Source organism: Algoriphagus sp. PAP.12 (assembly GCF_026652115.1).
Classification (GTDB): domain Bacteria; phylum Bacteroidota; class Bacteroidia; order Cytophagales; family Cyclobacteriaceae; genus Algoriphagus.
Genome location: NZ_JAPPSQ010000003.1, coordinates 325,013 through 343,804 on the forward strand (window position 1 = coordinate 325,013; position 18,792 = coordinate 343,804).

The 18,792-nt window shown below is 40.2% G+C and carries 12 protein-coding genes; 6 read left to right on the plus strand and 6 right to left on the minus strand.

Annotated elements, in window-relative coordinates; genetic code table 11:
- Positions 1-2: 2 nt before the first annotated feature.
- Complete coding sequence (locus tag O0V13_RS06410; protein WP_268034170.1) at positions 3-3,380, minus strand: methylmalonyl-CoA mutase family protein; 3,378 nt, start codon at positions 3,378-3,380, stop codon at positions 3-5.
- Between the two features lie 221 nt (positions 3,381-3,601).
- Here O0V13_RS06410 and O0V13_RS06415 point away from each other — a divergent pair, with 221 nt between their 5' ends.
- From O0V13_RS06415 to O0V13_RS06435, 5 genes are all read left to right on the plus strand, one after another.
- Entirely contained in the window at positions 3,602-4,894 is a 1,293-nt protein-coding gene (locus O0V13_RS06415) for an acetyl-CoA hydrolase/transferase family protein (RefSeq protein ID WP_268034171.1), read from the plus strand.
- 60 nt (positions 4,895-4,954) lie between these two features.
- On the plus strand, positions 4,955-6,322 hold the full coding sequence (locus O0V13_RS06420) for a sugar porter family MFS transporter (RefSeq protein ID WP_268034193.1): 1,368 nt from the start codon (positions 4,955-4,957) through the stop codon (positions 6,320-6,322).
- Positions 6,312-7,187 (plus strand): carbohydrate kinase family protein, encoded by an 876-nt coding sequence (locus O0V13_RS06425; protein ID WP_268034172.1) that lies wholly within the window; start codon positions 6,312-6,314, stop codon positions 7,185-7,187. Before O0V13_RS06420 ends, O0V13_RS06425 begins: the two co-directional genes overlap by 11 nt.
- A gap of 99 nt (positions 7,188-7,286) precedes the next feature.
- A complete protein-coding gene (locus tag O0V13_RS06430; protein ID WP_268034173.1) occupies positions 7,287-9,593 on the plus strand; it encodes a TonB-dependent receptor in 2,307 nt (768 codons plus the stop codon).
- A 6-nt stretch (positions 9,594-9,599) separates the two neighbouring features.
- On the plus strand, positions 9,600-10,202 hold the full coding sequence (locus O0V13_RS06435; RefSeq protein WP_268034174.1) for a hypothetical protein: 603 nt from the start codon (positions 9,600-9,602) through the stop codon (positions 10,200-10,202).
- Between the two features lie 62 nt (positions 10,203-10,264).
- On the opposite strand, the gene O0V13_RS06440 is transcribed toward O0V13_RS06435, so the two are convergent.
- A complete protein-coding gene (locus O0V13_RS06440; RefSeq protein ID WP_268034175.1) occupies positions 10,265-10,774 on the minus strand; it encodes a hypothetical protein in 510 nt (169 codons plus the stop codon).
- 317 nt (positions 10,775-11,091) lie between these two features.
- Here O0V13_RS06440 and O0V13_RS06445 point away from each other — a divergent pair, with 317 nt between their 5' ends.
- On the plus strand, positions 11,092-13,551 hold the full coding sequence (locus O0V13_RS06445) for a ligase-associated DNA damage response DEXH box helicase (protein ID WP_268034176.1): 2,460 nt from the start codon (positions 11,092-11,094) through the stop codon (positions 13,549-13,551).
- On the opposite strand, the gene O0V13_RS06450 is transcribed toward O0V13_RS06445, so the two are convergent.
- The 4 genes from O0V13_RS06450 to O0V13_RS06465 all read right to left on the minus strand — a co-directional run bounded on the left by O0V13_RS06450 (position 13,548) and on the right by O0V13_RS06465 (position 18,735).
- Positions 13,548-14,996, minus strand: coding sequence for a TrkH family potassium uptake protein (locus tag O0V13_RS06450; protein WP_268034177.1), 1,449 nt, complete (start codon positions 14,994-14,996; stop codon positions 13,548-13,550). The genes O0V13_RS06445 and O0V13_RS06450 overlap by 4 nt on opposite strands.
- A gap of 3 nt (positions 14,997-14,999) precedes the next feature.
- On the minus strand, positions 15,000-16,346 hold the full coding sequence (trkA, locus tag O0V13_RS06455; RefSeq protein ID WP_073569989.1) for a Trk system potassium transporter TrkA: 1,347 nt from the start codon (positions 16,344-16,346) through the stop codon (positions 15,000-15,002).
- A 141-nt stretch (positions 16,347-16,487) separates the two neighbouring features.
- Entirely contained in the window at positions 16,488-17,732 is a 1,245-nt protein-coding gene (locus tag O0V13_RS06460) for a DNA recombination protein RmuC (RefSeq protein ID WP_268034178.1), read from the minus strand.
- On the minus strand, positions 17,722-18,735 hold the full coding sequence (locus O0V13_RS06465; RefSeq protein WP_268034179.1) for an alpha/beta fold hydrolase: 1,014 nt from the start codon (positions 18,733-18,735) through the stop codon (positions 17,722-17,724). The genes O0V13_RS06460 and O0V13_RS06465 overlap by 11 nt, the downstream gene beginning before the upstream one ends.
- Positions 18,736-18,792: the final 57 nt, after the last annotated feature.

Sequence of the window (18,792 nt, forward strand, 5' to 3'; positions counted from 1 at the left end):
CATTACATATTTCTTCTATATTGCCCGCCAACCTCATACAAGGAATTGGTAATCTGTCCCAAAGAGCAATATTTCGCTGCATCCATTAGTTTTTCAAAAACATTTTCATTGGAAACAGCAGCTTTCTTCAATGCCATCAATTGTGCTTCTTCTTTGCCTTTGTAAGCCTGATGAAGACTATTCAACGTTTGAATTTGTGCCTCTTTCTCTTCCTGGGTTGCACGGATCACTTCCCCTGGAATGATTGTAGGCGATCCTTCACTGGACAAGAAAGTATTCACACCAATAATCGGATATTCTCCTGTATGCTTTAGCATTTCATAGTGAAGACTTTCTTCCTGGATTTTCCCACGCTGATACATCGTTTCCATCGCGCCCAACACTCCTCCTCTTTCGGTAATTCTATCAAATTCAGTATAAACTGCTTCCTCGACCAAATCTGTCAATTCCTCAATGATAAATGCTCCTTGAAGAGGATTTTCATTTTTAGCCAATCCCAATTCCTTGTTGATGATCAACTGAATAGCCATCGCCCTTCTAACCGAAGCTTCGGTAGGCGTGGTAATCGCCTCGTCATAGGCATTAGTATGGAGAGAGTTACAGTTATCGTAGATCGCGTACAAAGCCTGCAGTGTGGTACGGATATCGTTGAAATCAATCTCCTGAGCGTGCAAGGATCTACCTGAAGTCTGAATGTGGTATTTCAGCATCTGGGACCTTTCATTTGCTCCATACTTCAACTTCATAGCCTTTGCCCAGATTCTTCTTGCCACTCGACCGATCACAGCGTATTCAGGATCGATACCATTGGAGAAAAAGAATGAAAGGTTTGGAGCAAAATCATTCACATCCATTCCTCTGGAAACATAGTACTCTACGTAGGTAAAGCCATTGGAAAGTGTCAATGCCAACTGGGTAATTGGATTGGCTCCAGCCTCTGCAATGTGGTATCCAGAAATAGAAACGGAATAGAAATTTCTGACTTTATTATCGATGAAGTATTGCTGCACATCCCCCATTAATCGTAGAGAGAACTCAGTGGAGAAAATACAGGTGTTTTGAGCCTGATCTTCTTTTAAAATATCGGCCTGAACAGTCCCTCTAACTTTTGCGATGGTATCCTGCTTGATTTTGGAATAAACATCAGCAGGCAAAACCTGATCTCCTGTCACGCCCAAAAGCATCAAACCCAAACCATTATTTCCTTCTGGAATCGCTCCGTGGTAAGTGGGTCTTGGAGTGTCTTTTTCTTTATAAATAGCCTCAATTTTAGCTTCAACTTCCTCAACCAACCCATTCTCTTTGATGTAAACTTCACATTGTTGATCAATAGCCGCATTTAAGAAAAAGGCTGTCATGGTTGCTGCAGGACCATTGATGGTCATGGATACGGATGTCAACGGATCTACCAAGTTGAAGCCTGAATACAGCTTTTTGGCATCATCCAGACAACAAACGTTTACCCCGGAGTTTCCGATCTTACCATAGATATCCGGTCTATAATCCGGGTCTTCACCATAAAGAGTCACCGAGTCAAATGCTGTAGAAAGGCGCTTTGCAGGCATGTCTTTGGAGACATAGTGAAAGCGTTTATTGGTTCGCTCCGGACCACCTTCTCCAGCAAACATTCTAGTTGGGTCCTCTCCCTCTCTTTTAAATGGAAAAACACCTGCTGTAAATGGGAATTTACCAGGAACATTTTCTCTCAATCCCCACTTCAACAATTCACCCCAAGCTTCATATTTTGGTAGAGAAACCTTTGGAATTCTGCTTTCAGAAAGTGAAGTATGGTAGGTTTTAATCTTGATTTCCTTGTCACGAACTTTAAAAACATAATAATCCTCAGAATACCTTGCTGCTTCCTCAGACCAGTCCTCTAGCCATTTTTTATTCTTTGGATCCAAGTTCAACTCTACTTGAGCATAAACCTCATCCAATTCTTTAATCAAACGATCCTTATCCGCCACAGGAGTATTCATAATTGCCTCCTTGGACTTTTTGATCGAATACAATTGCTGGGCTATTTCCTTTTGCTCCTCTACCCAACGGTCATAACTTCTGTTATTTTCAGTGATTTCACTGAGGTAGCGGGTTCGAGCCGGTGGGATGATATAGATTTTCTCGGAAGTTCCCCCTGATAATTCAAATGAGGACTCCCAACCACCAAATTTAGAATCAACCTCTGCGATGATAGCACGATAAAGCTGATTCATTCCAGGATCATTGAATTGAGAGGCGATAGTTCCAAATACTGGCAAATCCTCTTCTTTGGCATCCCAAAGATTATGGTTCCGCTTGTATTGCTTTTTAACATCCCGAATCGCATCCAAAGCTCCTCTCTTGTCAAATTTGTTTAGAGCAATAATGTCTGCAAAGTCCAGCATGTCAATTTTCTCCAATTGTGAAGCCGCTCCATATTCTGGGGTCATCACATACAAGGAAAGATCTGAATGCTCAATGATTTCTGTATCAGATTGACCGATTCCAGAAGTTTCCAAAATCACCAAATCAAAACCAGATGCTTTTACTGTATCTACTGCATCCTGAACATATTTAGAAAGAGCCAGATTCGACTGACGGGTTGCCAATGAACGCATGAAAACCCGTGGATGGTGAATAGAATTCATTCGGATTCTATCCCCTAAAAGTGCTCCACCAGTTTTTCTTTTGGATGGATCTACTGAAATAATGGCGAGTGACTTATTCTCAAAGTCCAACAAAAACCGCCTCACCAACTCATCCACTAAAGAAGACTTCCCTGCTCCACCCGTTCCTGTAATTCCAAGGATTGGCGTTTCTGAAGCTTTGGATTTTCCTCTTACAGATTCCAAAAGTTGTGCAGATTCTTCCGGGAAGTTTTCAAAAGATGAAATCAACCTTGCTACGCCTTTTTTGTCATCTTTGGAGTAATCAAGATCTAAAGGAGTGTCTTTTCCAACAGGAAAATCAGCTTGGCTTACCAAATCGTTGATCATGCCTTGAAGTCCCATGGATCTTCCATCATCTGGAGAATAGATTCTGGAAATCCCGTAATCATGAAGTTCCTGAATTTCCTCTGGAAGAATCGTTCCTCCTCCTCCACCAAAGATCTTGATATGCTCTGCACCTTTCTCTTTGAGAAGGTCCAACATGTACTTGAAAAACTCCACATGGCCACCTTGATAGGAAGTAATGGCTATAGCCTGCACATCTTCCTGAATAGCACAATCGACAATTTCCTGAACTGATCTATTATGCCCCAAATGGATCACTTCACATCCAGTAGACTGAATGATCCTTCTCATAATATTAATAGCAGCATCATGCCCGTCAAATAGGGATGCAGCTGTTACAATTCGAATGTGGTTTTTGGGTTTATAGATCTCCACTTGGGTAGTCATACTTAAGGGTTTACACTTTCCATCATTTCTGCCCTAGGGCTTTCCAGAGGGCATTTTTACACCTGCGAATATAGCAAAATAAAAGGTGGACAAACTCATTTATCCCACACAAAACAAAATATTCTTTGGCAAGCAATCTGAGAAATCAATCTGGCACTTGATTTTTATCAGGTTTATTTCTGAACTTAAGAAGGATCTTTAAAAAAAATAACGCTACCACCATGATCAACTATACCAGTCCTGAAGAAGCTGTAAAAATAATTGAAAGCCATCAGCGAGTTTTTATCCATGGAAGTGCTGCCACCCCAACCACTTGTATCAATGCATTGGCGGCGAGAAAAGATGAACTCAAAAATGTCGAGATTGTTGCCATCACTACCTTAGGCGATATGCCTTTGGTAGCTCCTGAATGCAAAGGAAGTTTTTTTATGAATTCGCTTTTTGTTTCTGCCAATGTGAGAGAAGCTGTAAATTCAGATCAAGGTGGATATGTCCCTATATTTTTGAGTGAAATTGGTCATTTGTTTAGAAATAAGATTCTGTCTGTAGATGTAGCCATCATTCAAGTTTCTGAGCCTGATGCTCATGGGTTTTGCTCCTTGGGAACATCTGTGGACATCGCTCGACCAGCAGTTGACACTGCTAGATTTATCATCGCCCAAGTCAACAAACAAATGCCTAGAACTCATGGCGACGGCCATGTCCATTGTTCCAAATTCACTTGCGCAGTTTATGTGGATGAGCCGCTTCCAGAGGTAAATTATGCTGAGAAAATCACTGAAAAGGAAATTCAAATTGGCAGACACATCGCCTCATTAATTGAAGATCGATCCACCCTTCAAATGGGAATTGGTGCAATTCCAGATGCTGTATTAAATTCTCTTCATCATCACAAAGATTTGGGGGTCCATACAGAAATGTTTTCCAACGGCATCTTGGACTTGATGAAATCCGGCGCAGTAACCAACGCTTTCAAGAAAAAACATCCGGGAAAAGTTGTATCAGCATTCACAACAGGTTCCCAACAGCTATACCGTGAAATCCATGACAATCCTGAATTCTCTTTTCATGAGGCTGCATACGTCAATGATACTTCAATCATCCGAAAAAATCCGAAAGTGGTTTCTATCAACTCTTGTGTCGAAATGGATCTAACAGGACAAGTTTGCGCTGATTCTATTGGCAGTTATCATTATTCAGGTGTCGGTGGACAGATGGATTTTATGCGTGGGGCTGCTCTTTCTGTAGGAGGAAAGCCAATTATGGCTTTAACATCTACCACCAAGCGTGGTGCTTCCAAAATAGTCCCTTTCCTCAAAGAAGGTGCTGGAGTGGTAACCACAAGGGCGCACATGCAGTATGTGGTCACTGAATTTGGAATAGCCAATCTATATGGGAAAAATCTCCGTCAACGATCCTATGAACTAATGCGAATCGCCCATCCGGATCATCAGGAGATGTTGGAAAAGGCCATAGTCGAACGTTACGGAAGCTTTATCTATCCTTTTAGATGATTCTTTGGCTTTTTTAATTTTTGGATTTTGAAATATTCTCCTTCTCATTAGTTTAGTAGAATATTCAAACCCAAAAAACCTATGTCCTCCAACAAGTACGTCTTTTTCATTTCCATCACTGCAGCACTTGGTGGCTTTTTATTCGGCTTCGATACCGCGGTAATTTCGGGGGCTGAGCGCGCCATCCAGGAAGTTTGGCAACTAAGCGACTGGATGCATGGGTTGGCCATTGCATCTGCCTTATACGGAACAGTCATCGGAGCTTTATTGGGAGGAATTCCAGCAGATAAATTTGGGAGGAAAAAGAGTCTTCTTTGGATTGGGATCTTTTACCTGGTTTCAGCAGTGGGTTCAGGACTAGCTTGGGATGTTACCTCATTCACTATGTTCCGATTTATCGGAGGGTTGGGAGTTGGTGCATCTTCGGTAGTAGCCCCCATGTATATCTCTGAAATAGCTCCAGCCAAAAATCGTGGTTTATTGGTTGCACTTTACCAATTCAACATTGTATTCGGTATTGTGATTGCTTACCTATCCAACTTTTTGATAGGAACTGCAGAATTGGCCGAGGATTGGAGATGGATGCTGGCAGTAGAAGGAATTCCGGCTTTGATTTATTCTGTGATGATTTTTAGAATCCCAGAAAGTCCACGCTACTTAATAGCCAAACTCAACCAAGAAGCTGAAGCAAGAGCCATTTTAATGAGAACAGACCCTCAGGGAGTTGAAGAAGCAATTCAATTGGCGATTGAAGAAGAAAAGCAGGTCAAAGCCAAAGCTGGTTTCGGAGTGCTCTTCAATAAAAAATACCTCTCCAGCACCATGCTGGCCGTTATGATTGCTTTTTTCAATCAAGTTTCGGGAATCAATGCGATCATTTACTTTGCTCCACGGGTTTTTGAAATGGCTGGAATTTCTACAGAAAACGCGCTGATATCAACTATTGGCATTGGTTTGGTCAACCTAGCAGGAACATTTTTAGGGCTATATCTAATTGATAGATTAGGCAGGAAGAAATTGATGTACATCGGGTCTGTTGGATATATCATTTCCCTTTCCCTGATGGCATATAATTTCTTGGGATCGGGTATACCGACCTTTTGGCTCCCTATTTTCGTCTTTGGATTTATCCTGTCCCATGCGATTGGACAAGGCTCTGTGATTTGGGTATTTATTTCTGAAATGTTTCCAAATGAACTTCGAGCCTATGGGCAATCTTTAGGCTCATTTACACATTGGATTTTGGCCGCCGTCATTGCCAATGTATTCCCATTCTTCGCAAACCAATTTGGTCCAGGTTACATTTTCGCATTCTTCATGCTCATGATGGTTTGGCAGCTACTTTGGGTTAAATTTAAAATGCCAGAAACCAAAGGAAGATCACTAGAGGAAATTCAAAAAGAACTACACCACAACTATGGCTCATAAAGTAATTGTATTTGGAGAAATGCTTTGGGATTGCCTTCCATCAGGTGCTAAACCAGGAGGTGCACCGATGAATGTCGCACTCAATCTTCATCAGTTAGGAATAGACACTCGTTTGATTTCTGCAATTGGAAATGATGAGGATGGTGAAAAACTCCTATCCTATTATAAAAGCTTTGGAATAAGTGAAGACCTCATTCAAATCACTCCAGATCATGCCACTTCCCAAGTATTGGTGGATAGTTCGGATCCAGAAAACATCAAGTACACTATTCTTCCGGAGGTGGCCTGGGATTATATCACCATCAAAGAAGAAGCGAAAACAGCGGCAAAATCTTCTGATGCATTTGTTTTTGGAACGCTTGGTGTTAGAAATAAAACCAGTCTTCAAACACTCCTAGAACTTCTGCATCATGCTAACCTGAAAGTCTTTGATGCCAACTTACGCCCTCCATTTTATGACTTCGAGATCATAGAAACCCTTTTAGGTTTCACTGATATTCTAAAAATCAATGAGGATGAGCTAGAAATATTTGCTGACTATTTTAACACTGATCCTGAACCAAAAAGCCTTTGTCAGTTCCTCGACAAGAACTTTCCAATAGATATTATCTGCATCACTCTTGGTTCCAAAGGTGCCTTGATTTATCAAAACGGATCTATTTTTCACCATAAAGGGTACAAAATTCAAGTAAAAGACACTATTGGAGCAGGAGATGCATTCTTGAGTGGTTTTATATGGAGCCTCTTGGAAAAGAAAAGTCCTGAACAAATTTTGGATTTCGCATGTAAAATCGGAGCTTATATGGCAACTCAAGAAGGTGGTGCACCTAAATACAAAAGATCGGATATCGAAAAAATCACCTAAAGCCATCCCACTTCTTCAAGGATATTACCATTTATCCATTTTTGCAACTTTGTTTCACTTTTTCTAGTTTAATGCTCTGAAGGACTCTATTTTTGTGTCGTGAAGAAAATTAAACACCCTTTTCTACTCCTACTCATCGCCATGGGACTATCCAATGTCTTAATGGCTCAAAATTGTAATTTATCCATCCGTGGGAAGGTGATTCATTTGGAAAATAATGAGTCAATTCCCGGAGCCTATATTTGGATAGAGGAAATCAAAAATGGAGCAGTTACCGATTTAGATGGAAACTTTCAGGTAAAAAACCTTTGTCCTGGAACCTATTCCATCAGAATACAATACCTTGGTCATGAGGACATTAACGACACCATAACTATTCAAAACAATTCTTTCAACAAAACTTACCGTATGAAAGAAGGTTCTTTGGATCTCTCCGGTGTTGAAGTCCATGGCCACAAGGATGCTGTACAAACCACAACAGCTATAACCGCTCTTTATGGAGAGGACCTTCTTGAAGCAAGAGGCGAATCCCTTGGAGAAAGTTTGAAAAGAGTCGCTGGTGTCACCACTTTTTCAACAGGAAATAGCATTGCAAAGCCCGTGATCCACGGTATGCATTCCAACAGAATTATGATCTTAAATAATGGAGTAAGATTGGAAGGTCAGCAATGGGGAGCTGAACATGCTCCTGAAATTGATCCATTCTTGGCAGATGAAATCACAGTGATCAAAGGAGCTGAAACGGTCAGATTTGGTCCTGAAGCTATGGGAGGAGTAATTTTAGTAAATCCTGGTGCTTTACCTACCAAAAAGGAAAGCACAACTGACCTATACCTAGTTGGTGCAACTAATGGTAGAATGGGAAATATTTCTGTCAAACATCAGGGTGGTTCTGGAAAAATTCAAGGACTGGGCTATAGAATCCAAGGTTCTGCAAAGCGAGCTGGAAATATCCAAAGCCCTGATTATTTCCAAAGAAATACCGGTTTAAGTGAATTGAATTTCTCCGGAACTTTGGGCTATACTGGTAAAAATCTCGGAACTGAACTCTATTACAGTTATTTCAATACCGAATTGGGAATCCTAAGTGATGCACACACTGGAAACTTAACTGATTTGGAAGCAATCATCGCCAATGGAAGGCCATTTGTTGAAGGGGATTTCACCTATGATATCATCAATCCAAAGCAAAAAGTATCACATCAACTTCTCAAATTCAAATCTCACTACCATATCAATCCCAATTGGAAAGCAAACCTTCAATATGGTTTTCAATCGAATCACAGACAGGAATTTGATAAGAGAAGAGGAGATCTGAATGAGCAGGCTAGTTTGGATCTGGAGCTATTTACCAACACCCTGGATCTTTTTGTAGATCATACCCATGAAAATAATTTCAGTGGTACCTGGGGAGTCAATTTGATTCAACAAGCCAATAGTAATGTTCCCGGAACCGGTGTGACTCCTTTGATTCCGAATTACGATATGCTCAATGCAGGAATCTATGGAATGGAGAAGCTTTCCAAAGGTCCTTTGGAGGTAGAAGCTGGTGCCCGATTTGATTATAGAACAGTATCTACAGCCAGATACATAGGAAATGACCTGCAGCAAAGTGATTTAACCTATAAAAATTTCACTGCATTCCTCGGAGCCTATTATCAGATTAGCAATAGCTTCACCATTTCTTCCAATTTGGGTTCTGCCTGGAGACCGCCTAATGTGAATGAACTTTTCTCTCAAGGACTCCATCACGGAGCTGCAGCTGTAGAAATAGGTGATGAAAACTTATTGTCTGAAAAGTCTCTAAAATGGGTCAATTCATTAGAGTTTTCAGGTCAAAAAGCGAGTTTTGAGTTAACCGGATACTTAAATCGGATCCAAAATTACATTTACCTGAATCCTACAGGTGATACCTATGTAAGTTTAAGAGGAACGTTCAATGTCTATGAATATTTACAGGCTAATGCTTTTTTCTACGGAGTTGATTTTTCTGGAAGCTATGAATTCAACAAGAAATTCAGTGGCTATTTGAAAGGATCAATCATTCGGGCCAGAAATACCGAAGATGACACCTATTTCCCTTTTATTCCATCCGACAGAATGGATTGGGGATTGGCATACAAAATCGGTGAGGAAGGAAAATCTCACAAATTCACATTGAGTAATATGCTTGTAGCAAAGCAAACCAGAGTTCCCGATTTTGATTTGGCCCCTGCCCCACCAGCTTATGCGCTTTTTAACTTCAGTTACTTAAAAGCGATGCCTGTTGGTGAAAATAAATTAAATCTAGGCTTACAAGTCCAAAATCTACTGAATACCAACTATAAAGAATATATGAACCGCTTCCGCTACTTCACTGATGATATCGGAAGAAACATCACAATTAAAATCAATTATCAATTTTAATACGCTATGAAAACTTACCAAAAACTACCTTTTTTTGCCCTTTCTGCAGCAGTTATTGCAATGAGTTCTTGTTCTTCTGAAGATCCAGTTCCTGAAAATGACGGTGAAGTAATTACCGATGTGACCCTAGTATTCACAGAATTAGATGATACAGGAGCAACAGTTGGAAGCCCATTTAGCTTTTCGGCATCTGATTCAGAAGGAATTGAAGTCGGCACTTCTCCCGAAGTCGATGATGTGACTTTGGAAGCAGGAAAAACCTATCAAATGGAAATCGAAGTAGGTAACTCCATCGCAGGCGAAGACATCACAGAAGAAATCCTTGAAGAGTCTGACGAGCATCAATTCTTTTTCTTAGGTTCTGCCTTTGTAGGAACTACAGCTCCTCTTACCTATAGCTATGATGACGAGGGAGGAATCAATTTGGGTGTTAAAGGAAAAGTTGTAGTTGTTGCTAGCCCTGCATTAAATACTGGAACATTTAGAGTTGTTCTCAGACATGACTTGAACAAGGATTTTGAAGGCACTGACAATCCAAGCTTTGAAAACTTTGTCAACGCTGGAGGCGAAACTGACTTGGATATCACTTTCCCATTGATATTAAACTAAGCCAACTAATCACAAAAAGGGGGATGATTCATTTCATCCCCCTTTTTTAATGCTTTTTTTCTTTAAAAGTCTTTTCCACAAATAGCCATTTGCTCCCGATCAAACTCCATGGAATGTCCCAAAGCTCCGATATTTCCTGCAACAAGGATAGTCTCATAATCTGGGCCATCGCTGGCCAAGTGAACTTTGACATGACCTTTGAAACCTAAAATTTCATCATATAGCAACCTATTCCCATCTGTTAGTTGCTCCAACACCGTGGTACTTTCAAGATCATGGGCATCCACAGGATTTAGCATAAATGCAATCTGGGCATTGGGAGTATCATAACCTCCAAAATGTAAGTGGGCAGGAAATTGGGTGTCTCGATCTCCTCTATCTCCTTCCATTCGGATATTAAGCTCCAAATTCCCTCCTATCAATTCTTTGATTGTGACTAAACCAGTATAATTAAAGTCAGAAGCCTGAAACAACTGATATTGTACCTGGTTGCCTGTATATTTATCTGAAGCTGTATCGGTGCAGGAAAAGAATCCTATGGCAACGATCAGCCCTAGCAACAACTTTTTCATGGTTTTAGTAGATTTCTGACGTATAGGCAATTAGATTTATCTCACTAAGATTGGGATTCATACTTGATGAAACTAATCTTTTGATGTTTTTTCACAAATTAATCCATTATCAGGACTATTTCTTTGAATTTCCAATAATTAACATTTTACGATAAAGCTTGTTTTTCTCTTTCAGACCTATTTCTGTTTCTATTTATGTCACCTTAACTAATCAAGAAAAACAAATTGTCATTTTGTGACAAATGAATATAGGTTTCTATAATCCCATTTATCTTCAGTTATAATTTTAAAGATTGAAATTCGAATTCTATAATTAAATGCCAGATCAGAGGATAGAGATTGGACTATCATATTTTAAGCGTAAAGGGTGGAAAGCCTTCCCGTTCCAAGTTGAGGCGTGGAACGATTATTTGGATGGAAAATCTGGGCTTTTAAATGCTCCTACCGGTTCAGGAAAAACCTTTGCTCTTTGGTTTCCTGTCCTCATGGATTTCATCAATCAAAATCCCCAAGATTGGAAAACAAAGAGGAACAATGGCCTTCAACTAATTTGGGTCACACCACTCAGGGCTTTAGCTCAAGACATCCAAAAAGCTATGCAAGAAGTCTGCGATCAGATTGGTTTATCATGGCGAGTGGCCGTCAGGAACGGGGATACTGACGCAAAAACCAGAGCCGCATTAAAGGCAAGGCCACCCGAAGTCCTAATTACCACACCTGAAACATTGCATATTCTGATCTCTCAAAAAGGCCATCAAGATTTGTTTCAAACTCTCCAAACTGTTGTGGTGGATGAATGGCATGAATTGATTGGAAACAAACGAGGTGTTCAGGTTCAATTAGCTCTAGAATACATTCAAGATCTTTGTCCAAATCAATTTAGGCGTTGGGCTATTTCTGCGACGATTGGCAATTTGGAGGAAGCTGCAAAAGCACTTTTAGGAAAAGATCTTCCCATTCATATCATCAAAGCTGATCTGGATAAGGAGATTTTAATTGAATCTGTATTTCCTGATGAAATAGAAAAATATCCTTGGTCAGGGCACTTGGGAATCCGTCTATTGGATAAAGTCATACCTATCATAGAATCAGCCAAAACAGTTCTGCTATTCACCAATACACGGTCTCAAACAGAAATATGGTACCAAAAGATATTGGAGGCAAGACCTGATTGGGCCGGATGGATTGCCATGCATCATGGTTCTTTGGACATGACTGTGAGGAGCTGGGTTGAACAATCGCTTCATGAAGGCAAACTGAAATTGGTGGTTTGTACCTCAAGTTTGGATTTAGGGGTGGATTTTCGTCCTGTGGACAAAGTGATCCAAGTAGGAAGTCCCAAAGGAGTAGCTCGATTCATTCAACGTGCTGGGCGGGCTGGTCATCAACCGGGTTTACCCTCCAAAATCTACTTTGTTCCCACCAATTCTTTGGAATTGATTGAGGCAGCGGCACTTCGAAAAGCCATAGAAAAAGGAGAAATGGAATCTCAGTTTGCTCCACTCCTATCTTATGATGTATTGATTCAGTTTTTAGTCACTCTCGCAGTTGGAGAAGGCTTTACACCGGATCATATTTTCCCTATCGTTCAAAGGACTTATTCTTTTTCAGAGCTCAAAGTGGATGAAATGAATTGGGTTATGGAATTTATAACTGTGGGTGGTAGCACTTTGGGAAATTATGAAGATTTCCTGAAAGTGATTTTGGATGAAGATGGAATCTACCGAGTAAAAAACAAGAAGATCGCCATGAAACATCGGCTTTCTATGGGAACGATCGTTTCCGAGGCCATGATGAAGGTCAAGTTTAAAAACGGGGCCTATCTGGGAAGTGTAGAGGAATACTTTATTTCTAAAATGAAAATTGGAGATCGCTTTTTCTTTGCTGGAAGATCATTGGAGCTTTTACAAATTCGGGACATGAATGCCATAGTCAAAGTCAGTGAAAAGCAATCTAAAAATGTAGTCTCTTGGATGGGAGCACGAATGTCACTTTCTTCCATGCTTTCCGAACAAATCCTAAAAATTCTAGAAGCCTACAATATGGGAATTCATGATTCTGAAGAAGTCACTCGGATTCTTCCCATTCTGGACCTTCAAAGCAAGCTTTCGATTGTGCCAGATCGAAACACTTTCCTGATAGAGTCGCATCAAAGCCAACAAGGATATCACCTGTTCTTTTATCCTTTTGAAGGAAGAATGATGCATGAATTGATGAGTGCAATGATTGCTTATCGGATATCCCAAAGTCAGCCTATTTCTTTTAATATGGCAATGAATGATTATGGTTTTGAACTACTTTCTGATGTTCCAATTGCTATTGAGGAAATTTTGGAAGAGGATATTTTTTCCTTAAAAAATCTAGAAAATGATGTCCTTCAATGCGTCAATGAAAGTGAAATGACTAGAAGGAAATTTCGAGAAATAGCCAGTATCGCAGGCTTAGTTTTTCAAGGATATCCAGGAAAACCGACGACTTTCAAGCACATTCAAGCGAATTCCAGCTTGCTCTTTCAAGTTTTTGAACAGTATGATCCACAAAATCTTTTGCTCAAACAGGCCCACAATGAAGCTTTGAACCAACAAATGGATCAAGATAAATTCATCAAGGCAATCCAGAAGATCAATAGAAATAGAATTGTGGTCAATCGGCCGGTTCAGTTCACTCCCTTTTCATTCCCCATCATGGTGGATAGATTGAGTAGAACCAGTATCACCTCAGAAAGTCTGGAAGATCGAATCGTGAAAATTCAGGCCCAATTTGCAGTTCAAGATTAATTGGCTCTCCAGAAGAATGGAGTAAATAGAATCAGGATTGTAAATAGCTCTAGTCTTCCCAAAAGCATGATAAATGATAGGAATACTTTAGCGGAGCCTGAGAAAAAGGCAAAATTATCGACTGGACCAACATTTCCGATTGCCGGGCCGACGTTCCCCAAACAGGTTGCTACAGCTCCCAAGGAAGTTGGTAAATCATAGCCCATCAGAGAAAGTACCAAGGCACCAATCACAAATGTGAGCAAGTAGATCAACAGGAAGTTCATGATGTGGGTGATGATTCTTCCAGTAACTCTGTCGCCGTTGATGATCAATGGAACCACAGCTCTAGGGTGAACCAATCGTTTAAATTCCAACCAGGAATTCTTTACGAAAGTTAAATGTCTTACAAACTTGATCCCTCCAGCAGTAGATCCAGCAGATCCTCCCAAAAAGAGAAGCATAAAAAACACAAAAGTTGCTCCCTGCCCATATTGAGTATAATCGTCTGTTACAAAACCAGTTGTTGTCACCAGGGAAACTACCTGAAACATAGACTTTCGGAATGCCAGCTCATAATCCACGCCTCCTTTATTGATAATCGGATAAAACAAAATGACTGAAAATGCCAACAAGGCAAAAGCGTAGGTTTTAAACTCATCACTTTGTAAAACCCTTTTGAATTTCCCGATCAATCCAAAATAAATGACTGTAAAATTTGTACCGGCCAAGAACATAAAGAAGATGGCCACATACTGGATAAAAGCCGAATCATAATAGGCCATGGATGCGTTTTTGGTGGAAAATCCACCAGTAGCTAGCGTGGTCAAAGCGTGATTGATCGCATCAAAGAATGTCATCCCTCCTATCCAATAAAGCAATGTTGCAGCAACAGTCAAGCCTACGTACAAATACCACAGTCTTTTGGCTGTTTCTGAAATCCGAGGGTGTACTTTATCGGATGTCGGACCAGGAGATTCGGCCACAAAAAGCTCAATGCCACCGATTCCCAACAAGGGAAAAATAGCAACGGTCAAAACGATAATTCCCAATCCTCCAATCCACTGAGTCATACTTCTCCAAAAGAGAAGCCCTTTATCCATCGCCTCAATATCAGTCAGAATACTCGCACCAGTAGTAGTCAAGCCTGACATTGTCTCAAAAAGAGCGTCTTGAAAGGATTTGATCTCGGCACTCAAAATAAATGGCAACATCCCGAAAAGGGTCATAAACACCCAGCTGAGCGCCACAATAAGATAACCTTCTCTTTTTCGGATATTCTGATCTTGCTTTGAAAAGGAGAAAAAGAAGATTCCCCCTACCACTGAAGAAATACACATAGACACCAAAATTGGCCATGGATCTTCTCCAAAATAGATTGAGAAAATTACTGCAGGAACCATCAAAACCGCGATGAGCAACAAGAGTGCTCCCATGATTTTTGCTATCTCCTTGAAATGAATCATATACTAGTGAAAAAGTTTTTCCAAAGGTCCTTTGGCTTGTGGCAGTGCCAAAACAATTGCTTTATCATTCATTTGCAGCTCAAAATCTCCATCAGGAATAAACACATCTTCTCCACGGATTACCCCCGCGACAATGGCTGTATCTGGGAAATGAAGATCTTTCAAGGCGTATTTGGTCAGTCTATTGTTTTTGCAAACCGAATATTGAATAAATTCTGCATCCACGCCATAGATTCCAGACACTGCTTCTACTGTCCCTTTCTTCAAATATCTGGAGATCTCATTTGCTGCAACCAACTTTTTGTTGATCAAAGAATCGACTCCGATACTGTGGGAAATATGAATGTATTCACGAGTATCCACATGAGCGATTGTTTTATACACCCCATGATTTTTAGCAGACAAACTCGTTATGATATTGGTTTCAGAAGATTCAGTCAAAGCCAAAAATGCATCCATTTGCTCCAACCCTTCCTCAATCAGCAACTCAATATTCTTATAATCACCATTGATAATCAAGGTATTTGGTAGATTTTCCGCCAACCACTTACATCTTTCCTTGTCCTTGTTTACCAAGGTAACGCGAAAGTGATCTTCCAACTTCAAAGCAGTGGTCAAGGCCATATCATCTCCCCCGATGATCATGATGTTTTTGATAGTTCGCTTCTTTTGACCTATCAAATCCAATATACTCTCTGTATGCTTCTTATTAGAAATAAAGAAGACATGATCATGATTTCTAATAATAGTAGAACCACGAGGGATGATGGTCTTCAGATCCCTAAGAATGGCGATGATTCGGATATCCTCGAATATTGGATTGAGTTTCATATCCATAATCCTTTGATTCACCAAAGGATTGGTTTGATCCAAAGTCACTCCAACAATATTGAGTTTTCCGCCTTCGAAATCGAATACCTCAGTAAAAGAGGAATTTTGAATCATATTGAAGATCTCACGGCTACAAAGCATAGTCGGTGAAATCAAATTATCGATTCCTAGATTCTGGAAGTAATTGATGTTTTCATTATTCAGGTAAGAATGGTTTCTTACCCGGGCCATCACTCTTTTTGCGCCTAATTGTTTGGCCAAAACTGCCGCAACAATATTGGTCTTTTCAGAGGTCGTAACAGCCAAAACCATGCTTGCACTTGAAACATTGGCTCGTTGAAGGATATCGATGGATGTGGCATCTCCCAACACTGTCAAAACATCCAGCTTGGAAGAAACATAATCCAAAACCTCACGCTCTGTATCAATCAGCGTAATGTCTTTATTATCATAACTTAATTGCTCAGCAAGGTGGTACCCCATATCCCCTGCTCCTGCAATTACAATGTGCATCCCCATAGGTATTGTTCTGGTGATAAAACAAGCTACAAAAGTAATATCTTTCTAAATGGTAATCAGCATTTAAGAATATTCTTTTGTGAAGCTAGGCTAAGTTAGCAAAGGGCAATGGGATTTAAGAAGATTTCTTTAGATTTTTAACTAATCATCCAAGACTTGCCTACTCTCAATTGCCGGAAGCTCTTCTACATCTTTTAACTTCCTTTGGATGGCTCTTGTTCGAACACCCACTAACTTATCCAACTCCGAATTTGCTTCATTGAGTTTTTTCTGGGTCTTTTCTATTAAGTCTCCGAATTTGCCAAATTCAGTCTTAATAGCACCTAAGATTTGCCAAACCTCAGAACTTCTTTTTTGAATTGCCAAGGTTCTGAAACCCATTTGAAGGCTATTCAAAATGGCGGAAAGCGTGGTAGGACCTGTGACTAAGACTTTGAAATCCTGTTGAATTTGCTGAGCAAGCCCCGGTTCACGTAGGATTTCAGCATAAAGACTTTCAACGGGTAAAAATAAAATGGCAAAATCTGTCGTATGCGGTGGGTGGATGTATTTATTCTGAATGTCAGCAGCGGCTTTTTTCACCGCTTTGATCAATTCAATCCGATTGGATTCGATAGCCACTTTATCCACTGACTCATAAGCGTCAACCAATCTGAGAAAAGATTCCTGAGGGAATTTGGAATCCATTGGCAGTAAAACTGGAGCATCTTGTCCTGGCATTTTCACTGCAAATTCCACTCGCTCTCGGTTACCTTTTCCTACATCGGCATTCAACAGGTATTGATCAGGAGCCAATTGGTTTTCCAAAATCGCCTGAAGCTGGTATTCACCTAAAACCCCCCGACTTTTCACATTGCTCAGCACTCGTTTCAGGTCTCCTACACCATTGGCTAGGCTTTGCATTTCACCCAACCCTTTTTGAACGGCTTGCAATTGATTGCTGACCATTTCAAAAGATTGCCCCAGTCGAGTTTCAAGTGTCTTTTGGAGTTTTTCATCTACAGTTTCACGAATTCTTTCCAGCTTCAATTCTGTGGCTTTCATCAATTCTTCCTGCCGGCGATTCAGTTCTCCCAACTTTTCTCTTTGAACCCCATTAAAATCCTGAACATTTTGGCGAAAAATTTCCCCAAAGGACTTGAGAGCTTCTTTTTGATCCAAAGCACTTGATCTCAAGGAATTGAAAACCAATTGAAATTGAGAATTCAAACTCTCCCTGGACTCTTTTCTTGCCATTGCCAGACCAGATTCCAATTCTCTTTTTAACTCAATAAGTTGTCTTTGAAGCTGTTCTGAACCAGAATTCCTTTTTCTATCCAAAAGAAACACAACCAGGAATATCACCTGAATTAATAAGACTAGTCCAATTAAAATCTCAATCTGCATAGGTCACAAATTTGGGTTGCTGAAGGTAGTCTTTCCTAATCTCCACTCCCAGAAAGGATAAGTACTCTGCGACAGATTCCGTCGGAATTTCTTCCATAGGCACATGTCCTGCTCCTTCAAAAACCACCAAATGAGCATCTGGAATTACTTTTTTAAATTCCATGGCATTAGAAATAGGTATCCATTGATCCTGGTCTCCCCATTGAATCAATACAGGCATAGTAATCCTTGAAAATTCTTTGACATAATCCCTTGGCAACGCAAACCTTTCCAAGGTTGCCTGGCGATTTCCTTCACGAAGCATCAAATCAAAGTAGCGATCAACCGTTTTTTCGTGCACTTTTTCCGGATCACCGTATACCTCTTGGATATTCTTGGTAAACAAGAACTTGGGCGTACATTTTAAGAGAACTTTGGAGAAAACAGGATTTTTAATCAAATCAAAAATCAACGGGCTACTTTTCGTGCTTGTAGAATCTGAATCCAATTGCCTTGGTTGAATCTGGGGGGATCCAGCAGCATCTATCAAATTCAAAGAAAGCACTTTATCAGGTCTAGTGTCTGCAATTTTCAAAGCCACAGCCCCTCCTATCGAATTCCCAGCTAAATGGAATTTGTTAATATTTAGTTTTTCAGAAAGTCTTAACACAAATTGGCTATAATCTCCAATGGTATAACGCTGTAAAGGATCAGGTCCTGTCAAGCCATGACCTGGTAAATCCACTGATATGGTCAAAAAATAAGGACTCATCTCTCTTTGCCATTCATCCCAAGTATGCAAAGAAGAAAAGCTTCCATGCAGCAAAATCACAGGCTCTCCACTTCCAACGAGTCTCACGTGAAGCGTTACTCCATCAATTTCTATAAAATGGGATTCTGGATAACTGTACTTAGAAAGCAATTCCTCTTGGGGAATATCACTTTTAAATAGCAGCAAAAGAAAAAACACCAATGACAAAAGTATCACCAATACTATTTTCCCAATTCGGCGCATAATTGCCATAGGTATGATTTTTTGAAAATGGAACCGCTTCGAAGTAGCAAAAATTCTTCCCAAAAC

What these genes read in the sequence shown, in the direction of transcription:
- O0V13_RS06410 (WP_268034170.1), bottom strand. Translation starts at nt 3,380, where the DNA reads ATGACTACCCAAGTGGAGATCTATAAACCCAAAAACCACATTCGAATT.
- O0V13_RS06415 (WP_268034171.1), top strand. Translation starts at nt 3,602, where the DNA reads ATGATCAACTATACCAGTCCTGAAGAAGCTGTAAAAATAATTGAAAGC.
- O0V13_RS06425 (WP_268034172.1), top strand. Translation starts at nt 6,312, where the DNA reads ATGGCTCATAAAGTAATTGTATTTGGAGAAATGCTTTGGGATTGCCTT.
- O0V13_RS06435 (WP_268034174.1), top strand. Translation starts at nt 9,600, where the DNA reads ATGAAAACTTACCAAAAACTACCTTTTTTTGCCCTTTCTGCAGCAGTT.
- O0V13_RS06440 (WP_268034175.1), bottom strand. Translation starts at nt 10,774, where the DNA reads ATGAAAAAGTTGTTGCTAGGGCTGATCGTTGCCATAGGATTCTTTTCC.
- O0V13_RS06445 (WP_268034176.1), top strand. Translation starts at nt 11,092, where the DNA reads ATGCCAGATCAGAGGATAGAGATTGGACTATCATATTTTAAGCGTAAA.
- O0V13_RS06450 (WP_268034177.1), bottom strand. Translation starts at nt 14,996, where the DNA reads ATGATTCATTTCAAGGAGATAGCAAAAATCATGGGAGCACTCTTGTTG.
- trkA (WP_073569989.1), bottom strand. Translation starts at nt 16,346, where the DNA reads ATGGGGATGCACATTGTAATTGCAGGAGCAGGGGATATGGGGTACCAC.
- O0V13_RS06460 (WP_268034178.1), bottom strand. Translation starts at nt 17,732, where the DNA reads ATGCAGATTGAGATTTTAATTGGACTAGTCTTATTAATTCAGGTGATA.
- O0V13_RS06465 (WP_268034179.1), bottom strand. Translation starts at nt 18,735, where the DNA reads ATGGCAATTATGCGCCGAATTGGGAAAATAGTATTGGTGATACTTTTG.